Origin of the sequence: Paenibacillus sp. GSMTC-2017 (genome assembly GCF_016019935.1) — a bacterium.
GTDB lineage: Bacteria > Bacillota > Bacilli > Paenibacillales > Paenibacillaceae > Pristimantibacillus.
The window spans coordinates 42,995-57,608 of the sequence record NZ_JAECMT010000003.1 but is presented as its reverse complement, the minus strand read 5'-3'; the positions used below and the strand labels follow the sequence as shown (position 1 = coordinate 57,608).

4 protein-coding genes are annotated in these 14,614 nt (G+C 43.7%); all 4 read right to left on the bottom strand.

Features of this window, described 5'->3' with window-relative positions; all coding sequences use genetic code 11:
* Positions 1-6: 6 nt before the first annotated feature.
* From I6N90_RS12355 to I6N90_RS12340, 4 genes are read right to left on the bottom strand one after another with little or no spacing between them, the layout of a single operon-like run.
* Entirely contained in the window at positions 7-807 is an 801-nt protein-coding gene (locus I6N90_RS12355; protein WP_197935931.1) for a CPBP family intramembrane glutamic endopeptidase, read from the bottom strand.
* Positions 804-1,604, bottom strand: coding sequence for a CPBP family intramembrane glutamic endopeptidase (locus I6N90_RS12350; RefSeq protein ID WP_197935930.1), 801 nt, complete (start codon positions 1,602-1,604; stop codon positions 804-806). Before I6N90_RS12350 ends, I6N90_RS12355 begins: the two co-directional genes overlap by 4 nt.
* 1 nt (position 1,605) lies before the next feature.
* Positions 1,606-2,478, bottom strand: a complete 873-nt coding sequence (locus I6N90_RS12345; RefSeq protein WP_197935929.1) for a CPBP family intramembrane glutamic endopeptidase — start codon at positions 2,476-2,478, stop codon at positions 1,606-1,608.
* A gap of 14 nt (positions 2,479-2,492) precedes the next feature.
* Complete coding sequence (locus I6N90_RS12340) at positions 2,493-14,594, bottom strand: non-ribosomal peptide synthetase (protein ID WP_197935928.1); 12,102 nt, start codon at positions 14,592-14,594, stop codon at positions 2,493-2,495.
* Between the last annotated feature and the right edge of the window lie 20 nt (positions 14,595-14,614).

Here is a 14,614-nt window from a genome sequence, read left to right as displayed (position 1 = left end):
GATTGTTTAATTCAAATTACGCTCTGGACTATACCCTACTGCTACTGACTTTGTATACGAACCTCTTAACATGGCGTATAAATGTGCTAATAGTGCAGCTCCACTAATAATCGTTACGATGAGCAGCATATCTGAAGGCCAATTTTTGATATATATCGAAACGACATATAAGGTCGCAGTACTGAAAATATGTGCGAGTAAAGACGACCATAACGAATCAGATGTTATACGAATAATGCCATAAATAATGGCCCCAAGAGCTGCGAAAATACCAACTGAAACGTTCATTAACACAGCACCAAATAATATCGCTTGAAATAGTACTGACCAATACACATTGAAGCGTGTCCGAAATACATGAAGTAACATACCTCGGAATAACCACTCTTCTAGTAATGAGCCTAGCAAAAGACTACCTAATACAAATACAAGGAAACTTTCTCCTCCTGTTACGAAGCTCACTAGTCCTGAAATTTCCGGATATCCTTCTTTCATCCAAGGTAGCTGTGTAAATACAGCAATGAACAGACCTAGCCATATACCTGCCCCTACTGAAACCGTTAATGAATTGGGCCTTTTGAAACCTAAATCGACAAATGAAATCTTTTGAAGACGAAGTAAAAGAATATATACGGCTAGCACAATGGTATTTGCTACAACAAGTAAGCTTGCCGGGTTATCGGCAAGCCAATCGTGTAGCTCTTTATTCGGAATCCACACATAAAGAGCTCGATTTGTTAGTAGTACAATACCGGCATAAATAACTAAATAAAGGAGAGCTTTAGCTATCACACCTACCGTTTTCATGCATGAACGCCTCCCTCACGGATCGCTGGACTACGGCGATGGCGATTTGCCAAGTAAATACCGATTGTAATGATGAGAGCTGACACTGCCATAATAATGTATAAATAATCGACATTCGTTATTTTTGGACCATGATGCCAAAGGATGTATTGAAGACCTTGACATGCAATTTGTGCGGTAATTGGTGCCCAGATAGAATCAAACCAAACGTATAATAATGCGAAGATAACTGCTCCTAGAAAGCCGTATAGAGAAAGCGGTATATCCCCGAAAAAGAAAAGTGCTCCATACAAAATACCTTGTACGATAATTGCTACTGTAAGCGGAACGACCTTTCTAAACTCGTTAAGCAAAAGCCCTCTGAACAACGTTTCTTTGTAGATATTTCCTAGGATTAAGAAAGTGAAAAATACGTACCATTCTGCTCTGTTTAGATAGTCAAACAGTTCTCTAAACTTGTATTGATCGGTTAGAATGATTGGCAGTTGCGAGAATGCAACTGTAAACAATCCTGCACCAAGTCCAATGAGGAATGCATACGATACCGCTTTTTTGTTTATTTTGCGAAATCGAGCTTCTTTGAAAATACTTTGTTTATAGATCAACTTAAACGCAATGTACATTAGCGGTAGCCCAACAATATCGTTCAAAATAATAACGAACACTGTATTTTGTTCAAACCACGGACTTAATGGATACACATAATCAAAAAACAAAGTTGTTACCGTGAAAAACCATGCGAAGTAAATCCCGATAATGAGCGCAACCCGACCTAGTGCCATACCCCAACGTTTCATCTTATATCCCCTTCAATTCTGCATTAGGCTTACGTTGAATATCATGACCTATTTCTGGCGTGCCTCTACGCCATACAACAAACGTTGCTCCTAATAGGAAGAACAAGCTAAGTACAGCTAAGATGTAGAGTACTGGCTCTCCGAGTCCGTCCATAACTTCATAGAACCCAGCGTCTTTCAAAATAAAAATAAGACTCATTGCCGTCGTCTGGACAATAATAGGTGCCCAAATGGTTCCAATGCGAATATACAAAATAGCGTAGATCAAGCCCGAACCAAAGCCAATAAAGGACAAGCTTAAACTAGGTTGAAAATACGCATAAAGCAGCGTCTGTAAAAGAAGCGCTCCGAACACCGGCATAACAGAACGCAATTGACCGTAAATTAACCCACGGAACAAAATCTCCTCGAAGATCGGGGCAATAAGCCCCGCTCCGAGAATAACGTAAAGGATCGAATCGCCGCGAATGAGATCATCAACCAGATACGGTATGGAAGGAAAGTGCCTTGCGATAACATTAATCTCGATAAGACAAATACTGAATAAACAACCTGCAAGGCCCATCGCGAGCATCAGTGAAGCATCCCTTAATTCAATCCGTCTAAAACCGCTCGCTTGAAACAACGTCTGCTTCTGCTCTGGCCACAACATTCTCTTCACTCGGAACACTACCATGTAAACTAACAAGATAGCCGTGAAGAGTACTGCCATGAACATAGCCGGATTAATATCAAGAAACTTGGCAAAGTCTGCTGTAAACTCGTAATTATAGGTTGAGCGAAGTAAATAAAGAAAGGCATAAAAGACACCTAGATAGATTGCGATATTTCCAAACATAAATATAATTTTTTTTACGGTGCTACTCTTTTGCATGTGTACCTTTCCTCCTATTTACTGCTTGCACCAGACTTTGCCGCTTCTTGAAATTGATGAACGGCCATCCGAAGCAGCTTAATATAACTTTGTGCCCATTCCTTTACTTTCTCCCTATCTAATCGACGAAGATTAAATTCAACAAATCCACCAAAATCTTGTTTTGCTCCATTTCCTTTCCCCAATGAAAGCGTCAGGACGATATCAAACACTTGTAAAAGGTCACTGGAAGCAGGCATGTTGTATCCCGAACTATCCACAATGAGCGGAGCCACTGTTTGTGCTTCAAGTTCTAACCTTACTTGTTGCCATTCGTACAAGCCGTCATTACCTTCTGACATCGACCTCGCAGCATGTAGCAAATCACTAAAGTTTTTCACTACGCCAAAGTCTACTTCAAGCGGAGAAACCTTACCGTTAGACAACAGGACCGGTAACTGAATAAGGGATAGACTAGATTGTTGCTTCCAAGATAAGGTATACAATGCCAATGCGACTGTATCGACTGATACGGACTCCGCAGCTGCCATTTCTATTAAGCCTTCTGCCAAATCCCGGTCGAACGTAAGCTGGAATGAACACGTTCTTTGCAAGCTGAACTCTTTCTGGAAATAACTACTAGGTGCTGGTATGCCGCCCCACAGCCACGTTTTAGATGAATCTGACTTTGCATCTATAAATTCCGCTAGTTTCGCTATCGTAGGGTAGTTGAATAGATCTGTTACCTTCAATACTCCTGGGTACAACTCTTCAAGTTGCTGATGAGCACGAATTAGCAGTAAAGACTCTCCCCCAACATCGAAAAAGTTATGATGAACGCCGATCTCTGATCTATTTAGCAACTGTTTCCATATAACGGCGATAGCCCGCTCCGTTTCACCAGTAGCTTCTACATACTGCACACCTGAGTCAAGCGTATCGTTTGGTGCAGGTAGTGCCTTCCGATCTACCTTCCCATTAGGTGATAGCGGCATTTCGGATAGTTCCACAAAGACAGCAGGAATCATGTATTCAGGCAGTGATTGTGCCAGATGTGCACGTAATTGTGCGACGTTGACAGCTTCAGTAGCTACGATATATGCACATAGAAACGCAGATTCCGCGATCGTTCCTTCGACCTTTATAACAACCGCTTCTTTTACACTTTCATGAGTAATAAGTGCATGCTCGATTTCACCACATTCGATGCGGAAACCTCTGATCTTCACCTGATGATCGATACGACCTAAATATTCGATATTTCCATCAGGCAACCATCTCGCTAAATCACCCGTACGGTACATGAGGCTATTGACTTCAAACGGATTAGCTACGAAACGATCAGCCGTCAGATCAGGCCGCTTTAAGTATCCTCTTGCTAAGCCAACACCAGCGATACATAACTCACCAGCAACGCCAACAGGCTGTATACGCATCGCATCGTTAACGATGTATAACGAAATGTTGTCGATCGGTTTGCCAATAGGTACACTAGTCATTGCATCCAGTTCATCGCAATGGTAGTACGACACATCAACCGTTGCTTCAGTAGGGCCGTACAAGTTGACCAGCTTAGTTCCGAGCGGCTCGCCAAGCTTCCTCTTGAAACGTTTCCCTTGATCTACAGTTAACGCTTCTCCACTCGTAAATACGGTACGTAAACTATCCAGCTTAGCCTCTGATAAACCTGGATGTTCGAGGAACAAATGTAACATCGATGGAACAAAATGCATCGTAGTAACGGAATGTTCGGCAATTGTAGTTGTAATAACACTCGGGTCCTTCTCTCCGCCAAATGGAAGCAAGCTAACCTTAGCACCAACAAAGCTCCACCAAAACAGCTCCCAGACTGATACATCGAACGTAAATGGTGTCTTTTGCAAAATGACATCATTCATATCTAACGCATAACTGTTTTGCATCCAAATCAATCTATTTACAACGGAATGATGCTCAATCATGACACCTTTCGGTTGTCCTGTTGATCCAGATGTATACAGCACATAAGCCAAGTTGCGTGAGTTATGAATCTTGTCCACTTCTGTGCCATCTTGTTCACCAGCTACTGCTTCAGATACATCGAGCCATTCAACATTAGACCCTAACAAGAACTGTTCTGGATGATTGGTCAATACGATCGATGCTTCTGAATCCTCGATCATATAGCGAATACGGTCCTTCGGTAGCTGTGGAGAGATTGGCATGTATGCCGCTCCTGCTTTCAACACACCATAGATCGCAATAATCATCTCGACTGAACGTTCCATCATAATCGCGACAATAGCTTCACAGCCTGCCCCACGCTTCCGAAGCACTCTAGCTAAGCGATTGCTTTTCTCATTCAATTCGCTATACGTCATCTGGCCCGACTCATGTAGAACCGCAACAGAATGAGGAATCCACTCGGCTTGAGCTTCCAAATAACGTTCGATCGTCATTTGGCTTGGGTAAGCAACTGTCGTATCATTGAATGTAGCAACTTGGTTTCTTTCCTCGGCAAGTGTCAGCAGACTAACTTCCCTAAGTAACAAATCCGCTTCGTTAGTTACTGTCTCAACGATATGAAGATATCCGCTTACGATGCGCTCAATACTGCTCTGGTCAAACAGGGCAGTGGCATACTCAACTGATATCGTCATGCCTTCTGCACGTTGAACGAGTTCGAACGTTAAATCTAGTTTGGAAACAGCATTTACCATCGCCATTGTCTCGAAATGAAGCTGATCCATCGTTGTCTTCGGCAGCTCCATATTTTGCAAAACAAACATCGTGTCAAAGAGCGGGTTTCTGCTGAGGTCACGCGTTACGTCAAGAACAGTGACAATATGCTCGAATGGGAGCATTCCACTCTGCAAAGCTCCGAGCACTTTCCCCTTCAATTCTTCTGCAAATTGACGGAACGTTAGCTCGCCTGACAACTCGCTCCGAATAGCGACAGTGTTAACGAACATCCCCACTAGAGGCTCAGTTTCTGGATGAAATCTTCCTCCAATTGGCGTGCCCACGATTACATCGTCTTGACCAGTCAGCTTATAGAGCAACACTTTATAGCATGCAAGCAAAATGTGATATGTCGTCATGCCTGTCTCAGCCGCAAGTGCTTCTACTCGTTTAAGCAATGAAGGAGATAACACTTTTGTCAGCGTATTTCCCTCGAAGCTTTGTTCTGCTGGCCTTGGTCTGTCCGTTGGTAAGTTAAGAAGTGGCAATGTGCCGCCCAGCATATCTCGCCAGAACAGCTCTTCCTGAGTCCGACTTTCACTCATCATCCATTCTTGCTGCCATACAGCTACATCTCTATATTGGATCGTTAGCTCTCGTAACTCTTCACCTTGGTATAACGCCATGAAATCGCTTGCCAATACAGACATAGATATCCCATCTGAAACGATATGATGCATATCAAGCAGCAGCATATGATCTTGAATGCCATCGGTCATCAGCGAGGCACGTATTAATGGTGCCTGCCCTAGATCAAACGGAATAACAAAACCTTCGAGCACTTCCGCACCATCGATTCGATCCGTTCGTCTAACACTCGCTTTCAGTGATACTTGTTCATGAACATGTTGAACGGGTAATCCACGAGCCCATTCAAAGCTCGTTCTAAGCGGCTCGTGACGGTCAACAAGTCCTTGCAATGCCTCTTGTAGACGCAGTATATCTAGATCTCCGCTAATTCTTAGTGCGAGTGGAAGATTATACGTTGTTGCTTCAGGATTCATATGATGGAGAACAAACAATCTATTTTGTGCGAGAGACAATGGATAGTTCGCTTGTTTCTCTGCCCTTTGAATGACAACAGCCACTTTACTTGCGGCTCCTTCTATAAAGGCTGCCATCTCCTCCAATACAGGATGTGCGAACACATCTTTTAAAGAAAAAGTGACCCCAAGTCGCTGCTCCACTTGCCCAGCAAGCTGTGCCGCTCGCAAAGAATGACCGCCTAACTGGAAGAAATGGTCGCTTGTACTTATCTGCGAAACACCAAGCACACCAATCCATAGCTCAGCCACGATTCGTTCAACCCTACTACTAGGTTCTCTGCCACCAGCAGACTGGGCCAAGCTTGGCTGAGGCAATCTACCTCGATCGATCTTTCCACTTGCATTAAGCGGAAGAGCATCCATAAATACATATAACGATGGAACCATATAATCCGGCAATTTGCGCTTTAGGGAACCTTTTATATCTCGTTCATCTAATCGATGTTCGGAGGCGATATACGCACACAATGTTTCCTCGTTAGTCCGATCCTTTACTGCTACAACTACAGCATCGGAAATAGACTCAAGTTGCAACAATGCGTGTTCGATCTCTCCACATTCAATTCTTAATCCTCTGATCTTGACTTGATGATCAAATCTGCCCAAATATTCGATGTTTCCGTCAGGCAGCCATCTTGCACGATCCCCCGTCAGATACATGCGTCCACCTGGTACGAACGGATCAAGTACAAACTTTTCATTCGTCAGATCATCGCGGTTTAAATACCCTCTCGCAAGTCCAACGCCTGCGATACATAACTCTCCTGCCATCCCGATTGGCTGAAGTCTGTGCTTCTCATCCACAATATAAAGTTTTATGTTATGAATGGGTGAGCCGATTGGTACAGAGCCTTGCTCATAGGTCGCGCAGTCATAACTACTAACATCAACAGTTGCTTCGGTTGGTCCATACAGATTAATAAGCTTGGTATCCGCATCTCCATCTTCGATCATTCGGTAAAAACCAGCTACATGTGCAGGCTTAAGAGCTTCACCGCTCGTAAATACGTAGCGCATAGCGCCGAATATGCTTGCTTTTTCTAGCTCGCCATTCGCTCTTTTTCCTGTTTCCGCAGCATATTGAAGGAATACACCAAGCATCGATGGAACGAAGTGCATAACGGTTACCGCCTGCTCCTTCATCACTTTTTGAATCAATTGCGGTTCTTTCTCTCCACGCGGCTCCAGCAAATATACGCTTGCACCAACAAAGCTCCACCAGAACAGTTCCCACACCGAAACATCGAATGTAATTGGCGTCTTCTGCAAGATGACATCCTGCTCATGGATCGGATATGCCGTTTGCATCCAGTTCAGACGGTTAATTACCGCTTCATGCTCGATCATTACTCCTTTGGGCTTGCCCGTTGATCCAGAAGTATAGATGACATAAGCTAAATTGTTCGGACCAGCTATTGGAACGAGCATTGATCCTGTTTCGTGAGAAGTCCCCTCATCTAAATCTTCAAGGACGATAACTTCCCCCGCGAAAGGCATTTTCCCCAGCCATTTCCGTTCAGTACATATCAGATTAGCTCCACAATCGTCCAAAATATAACGAATTCTATCTTCTGGAAACTCAGGGTCGATAGGTAAATATGCTCCTCCAGCCTTCAAAATGCCCATGATGCCAATCATCATTGACAGCGAGCGCTGCGAGGTTATAGGTACAATCGTATCTGCACCTACTCCTTTTGATCGAAGCAGTCGTGCTACTTGATTCGCACGATCATTAAGTTGCTCATAAGTAAGTGTTCCTTCACTTGATCGCACTGCAACATGATGCGGTGTCTTCAATGCTTGCCTCTCGAACGAACCGTGGACTGTTCTATCCTTCGGATATGAATGTTCTGTCCCGTTCCATTCGTTCAGAATGAGCGCTTCCTCCTTCTCCGTTAGCAACTGCATTGACAAACAATCAAGCTCAGGTTGTGAAGCTACTTGCTCCAAAAGAAATATCCATCGTTCTGTTAGTTGCTCCATCGTTGTTTTGCGGAAGAGGCTTGTATTGTATTCAAGCTCACAACGGAGTTCCTTTTTGCCGCCCATGTAGATGTCCAGTTTGAAATCCAGCTTAGCTGTTCTATTTCGTCCAATTCGGATAGGCAACATGCCCAGTGTTTGGCCCTTTTCTTCTAGGTCATCTTCAAACTGGTTATGCAAAATGAGCATCGTATCAAAAAGCGCATTTCTTGAGAGATCGAACGGGAGTTCAGCTGCTTCCAGCATTTTGTCAAAGGATGTGTCCTGATGTTCATAAGCAGCAAGTAACCTACTATGAGTGTCCTTTGCAAAATATTCAAAGCTCGCATCTTCCTTCAAAATTAGACGAATTGGTAAGAAGCTGTTGAACATTCCGACCATATTAGCTGTATCAGGATGTGTTCTGCCAGCAGTCAATGATCCAATGATCATGTCGTTTTGTTTCGTATACTTCTGCAATAACAGCGCATATGACGAGAACAATAAACTGTTCAAACTAATGCCCATCTCATCCGACTGTTTTTGCAGACGCACCGCCAGTTGTTCCGACAATGGGAAAGTTATCGTTTCTCCAACAAAAGATTGGCGTTCTCCGCGTGGTGAATCAAGGAGCATATCAAGTAACGGAGCTGGTGTTGACAATTGCTGGCTCCAATACTGATCGCTCTTAAGCGTTAGCTCATTCCCTACTTGCGAAGCAGACCATGCTGTATAGTCCTTATATTGAATTAGTGCTGGTTCAAGCTGTGCTCCATTCAACACATGGACAAGTTGCTCAATCATGAGTCCCATTGATATGCCATCTGCTGCAATATGATGCACGTTTAGAAATAAATAACTTGTGTTCGATTCAATTCTAACAAGGCGTGCATCGAGCAATGGCGCTTGTGAAAGTGTAAGCGGTTTAACAAACTGCTCAAAGCAATTTTCTAACTCTTCACTATCACAATCATCTTCCCTTAGCTCAAACAAAACCTCATTGTGCACAACTTGGCGTGCTTCACCACCAATTAGGTGAAAGGATGTTCTAAGCGGCTCATGAACACTAATGATCGTTTGGATAGCTCTCTCTAGATCTTCACGACTGACAGAATTGGTCAATTGCAGAGCAAGCGGAACATGATAGGTAATTCCGACATCTCCAAATTGTTCGATTAGGAAAATACGTTGTTGAGCAGAGCTTAGTGGATAAGAATCAGCTAGAGGAATCGATGAAATTGGCTCGTATTCCTCGATTAATGCACCATCTATCCATTCGGCTTGCTCCCTAACTGTAGGGCGTTCAAAAATTTCTCTAATCGGAATTCTAACTTCACATTGCTTATATATTTCCGATACAAGCGTTGATGCTTTAAGCGAATGTCCTCCGAGTTCAAAGAAATTGTCGCAAGCGCCAACCTTTTCTGCCTTAAGTACTTCCTGCCAAATGGTTGCCACTTTGGTCTCCGTTACAGACGCAGGGGCAATATAAGATGCCGTCCTCCAAGCACCATAAGCAGCAAAATCCGGCTCTGGCAAAGCTTTTTTGTCTACCTTTCCATTTGATGTAAGAGGCAACTTCTCAAGCCTTACAATTGTTGCTGGAATCATAAATGACGGCAGTCTGCCACTTAGTTCCCCACGTAGCTTATCTGCTGACAATTCACCATCCGCCACTATGTATGCACATAATAGTGGATCATTATCCTGAACCTTCAAAGCAACAACCGCTTCTCTAACTCCCTCGCATTCGAGCAATTTACTTTCGATCTCACCGAGTTCGATGCGGAAGCCTCGTAACTTCACTTGTGAATCTTTCCGATCAAGAAATTCTAAGTTTCCGTCAGGCAACCAACGTACTAGATCGCCTGTCTTATAAATAGTTTCCCCTTCCCAGAAGGGATGTGGGAGGAACTTATCCGCAGTCATCTCTGGTAAGTTCAAGTAGCCTGCAGCCAACCCATCTCCTGCAATACATAACTCTCCCTCTACTAGTACAGGGAGAAGTCTGTTGTTATTATCCAGAACGATAGCCTGGGAATGTCCGATTGGCTTACCGATTGGAATAACGGCTGCATCAAGATCAAGCTCCATTATCGTATAACAGGTCGCAAATACGGTTGTTTCCGTAGGACCGTAAACATGTTTCAGCACACCTGGTCCAAACGATTGAAATGCTCTTCGTACATGCGGAACAGATGCGCGCTCACCGCCAAACAAGATATGTCGGACAGCGGATAATTCCTGTAGTCCATGGTCAACGATTGTATTAAACAGTGCCGTTGTAACGAAGAAAACGGTAACATTTTCTTTTGCAATTAACCCGATCAATCTGTTTACATCTAGTACGTCAACTTCGCCTGGTATAACTAACTTCGCACCATTCAAGAGCGTACCAAACAGATCAAAAGTTGAGCCATCGAACGCATAGTTGGACAGTTGAAGTAGCGCATCCTCTTCGGTAAGACGGATATAGTCGGTATCAACCGTCACCCTCGTTACATTGCGATGTGTCGTCACTATCCCTTTGGGCTGCCCTGTGGAGCCGGATGTATACATGATATATGCGGGGTCTGTAGCCGATCCTTGCGGTAGTTCGCTAAGGCGATCCGATATGTTTGCTTCCTCTGGCTTTGCATCAATATCAATCACTTGGGTCGATAGTGACATACTGCCTACAAGCTCATGGCACATCTCTACTGTTGAAGTACATGCTAATAAGACAGTACAAGCGCTATCTTGCAGCATAAAGTGGATACGTTCAGCAGGATATTGTGGTGAAATGGGTACATAGGCAGAGCCGGTCTTTAATACTGCTAATATTGCGACAGGAATTTCTATCGAACGTGGTAGTACAAGTGCGACACGTGATCCAGGTTGAACACCACAACGAAGAAGCAAATATGCAAGCCTATCCGCTTCTTGATTCAACTCTATATAAGTCATCACTTTGTCATCCATTACGATAGCAGGCAAATGTGGAACGCGAGTTACTTGTCGCTCGAATAGTTCACTAAGTGTTAAATCTCTTGGGTAATCCGTTCGAGAAGCAGTACCAAGCTCCTTGAGTAATTCATGTTCAGCTTTATCGAGCATGACGAGTTCAGCTAATGATTTATCAGAATGACGAATGACTCCTTTAGCTAAAGACATATAATGACGAGCAAGCTGACGTATTGTCGAAGAACTGTATAAATCAAGAGCATATTCAACAGAGATAACGATGCCATCCTTGGATTCAACGCATTCCCATGTCATATCAAATTTTGCAGACTCTGTATCAATCATAGAGGTGCGAAATGTAACATCCGACGCTTTAAAATCAGGAAGCTCCATATTCTGCAAAGTAAAAACAGTATCGAATAAAGGGTTTCGTCCTTGCTCCCGCTTCACCCCAGCAAGTTCTACAATTTCTTCATACGGAACATCTTGATTGCTGAGTGACTCCATTATGCTACTACTAAAGTCCCTCATCCAATCTGCCAAAGACAACTCATTATTTCCTTTAAGTCTTAACGGGACCATATTGACAAATAGTCCGACAACATGTTGCATCTCTGCACGTGTTCTACGTGCAACAGCAGTACCTACTACAACATCTTCATTGCCTGTATACTTGGAAATTAACGCATAATAGATCGTTAACAATACAGTGTATAACGTGCCGCCTGTGCGTGCCGCTACCAACTTAAGCTCCGAAACGAGTTCATTGTCCAACGTAAATCGTTCCGTCGCCCCTCTATAACTAGCATTAAGTGGTCTGGAATAATTCGATGGCATGTTCACTATAGGAGCCCCATCTTGAAATTTCTCTCGCCAATACGAACGTTGTCGACCCAATCGATCCGCTTGCAAAGCTCCTTGTTCCCAAGCAACAATATCAACGTATTGTAGCGGTATCGCTGGTAGCTCTTGTTCATCATATAGAGCTATAAAGTCACCAATGAGTAGCCCCATCGAGGTGCCATCGGTTATTAGGTGATGCATATCGAACCAAATTAGCTGACGCTCCCGCCCGAGTGAAACTAGCTCCACTCGAAAGAGTGGAGCTTTCTCCATTTGGAACGGCTGCAGAAACTTCCGCATTCGGTTCCCTAAATCATCCTCTGACCACTCAGTTCCGTCAGTGTAGGAAAGAGGCAAAGTTACTTGTTCTGCTATCCTTTGCTGAACACCATCCACTCCCATAACAAAGGAAGTTCTTAGAGCAGCATGACGTTTAACAAGATTCCGCCAAGCGTTCTCAAATTTCACCCTGTCGAGCGAACCTTGCACCCCAATAGAGTGTGGCAGATGATAGCCTAAAAGTCCTGGATTCATTTCTTCTAAAATAAACAATCGCTTCTGGGCTGCAGATGCTGCGTAGTGCTCCATATAGGGCAACTTGTCGATTAATTCACTTCCTGTAAACTTGGATCCATTCTCTTTAGACACTTGATCAATAAAAGCTGCGAGAGTTCGAATCGTCGTATAACGGAACAACTCACTAAGCGTAATCTCTACCCCAAAACAATCTTCGAGCCGAGTAGCCACATGCGCAGCTTGCAACGAATTTCCACCTAATTCTAAAAAATGGTCATCTATTCCGATCTGCTCTCTCTTCAGCACTTCTTGCCAAATCAATAACAGTTTACGCTCAATTTCTGTGCCCAATTCTATAGAGACCAATCGGTCATTCACGACCGGAACCACTTCAGAAGCAATCAACAACTCTAATTCGGCTAGTACCGAAGTAAATTCGCCTTCTCGCATACTTTCGACAAGAGCATAACGTTGAATCTTGCCTGATGTTGTCTTAGGAATTCGCCGAACGGGTACAATCAGACTCACATGAAGGCCCGTTTTACGATTAAGTAGACCTTGGACATTGTTTCTAATCGACATAAAACCGTTCAATTTGCCACGGTATTGTACAAACACTGCTATTTCGTCCTGCTTAGTAACTTCATCCTGTACAGCACAGACTGCCGTTTTGCCAATTTCTGCGCCCTTTATTTCACTAATTAATGATTCTAGATCATGCGGATAAACGTTCTGTCCGTTAGCGAAAATAACGTCCTTCATACGGCCGGTCACATATAATCGACCTTCTTGTATAAATCCAAGATCACCGGTATTCAGCCAACCTTCCGGAGATATCAATACGCTATTCACATCTGGACGATTAAAATATCCACGTGTCACATTACTACCCCGAATGTGAAGCACACCAACGATACCGTCAGCTACTTCTTCTCCCGATTCGTTGCAAATACGCAGTTGACATTCTGCTACAGGAAACCCAAGCTCTACGATTTCTACACCATCCGAGTGGTCCACTGAAACCGTTTGTATCGAATCTCCGATTTGGATACCTTTCCTGTTCAAAACCAATGAATGTAGACGTTCCTCCACATGTGGGAAAGTAACAGCCAAACTTGCTTCTGCAAGTCCATAAACCGGGAAAATACATTGTTCCCGTAGCCCATAAGGCTTCATATGCTCGATAAATTCGCGACAATGTAAAGCAGATATCGGCTCAGCACCGTTGAAAATTAAACGAACAGATGATAAATCCCAATCCAAAGCTGCCTCAGCCTTAAAGTGCTGGAGAAAGTGAACATAACCAAAATTCGGTGAAGACAGACATGTGATGCGATGACGATTCGTTATCTCCATCCACTTCATAGGGTGGAGCACAAACATTGAAGTCGGCATCTGCCACTGGTTTAATCCACCTAACAGTGGTGTAAGGTGAAATCCGATTAAACCCATATCATGCGTAAGTGGTAGCCAACTTAATGATGAGTCTGCTTCTGTAGAACCTGCCCCTGCAATAATCGCTTTCATATTCGAGAGCAAATTGCCATGAGTTAATACGACGCCCTTTGGATCACCAGTAGAGCCGGAAGTAAATTGGATAAATGCAACATCATCAGCATCAGCTTCATAGATGCTACCCAAGTGGCCATTTTCCGTTTCATCCAACATCAGCTCACTTATAGGTAACAACCTTTGCGTGAGCTCATTAGCCGCGGCTTGCTCGCCATTCTTCTCACAATAAGCAACGATTGATTCCAATATTTCCGCTTCACAGAGCAAGTAAGGATCCCCAAGTTGTCGCTTTACTTGGAGTAACTTTTTCCTACCTTCATCTGTGCGACCGGCTGTTAAAGGTACCGGAATAATTCCGCCGAGTACACATGCCCAGAATAGAACTAAGAACCGTTCGTTATCTTCTGTCTGCAATATGGCATAATCCCCAATACCCAAACCTTTATTTTGAAATTGACCCAGCACCATTTGTGCCTTTTGGAGCAATTGACCATACGACATGAACCGTTCTTTGCCCGCTTCGCAGAACGTTATTCCGGCTTTACTTGCCAAACGTGCGGATAATACGCCTGAGAGATTTTGAATCGAATTCATATAGCTCCCCTACTTTCCGT

Bases quoted from the DNA above. Each gene is read 5' to 3' on its own strand.
- I6N90_RS12355 (WP_197935931.1), bottom strand. From the start codon at position 807: ATGAAAACGGTAGGTGTGATAGCTAAAGCTCTCCTTTATTTAGTTATT.
- I6N90_RS12350 (WP_197935930.1), bottom strand. From the start codon at position 1,604: ATGAAACGTTGGGGTATGGCACTAGGTCGGGTTGCGCTCATTATCGGG.
- I6N90_RS12345 (WP_197935929.1), bottom strand. From the start codon at position 2,478: ATGCAAAAGAGTAGCACCGTAAAAAAAATTATATTTATGTTTGGAAAT.
- I6N90_RS12340 (WP_197935928.1), bottom strand. From the start codon at position 14,594: ATGAATTCGATTCAAAATCTCTCAGGCGTATTATCCGCACGTTTGGCA.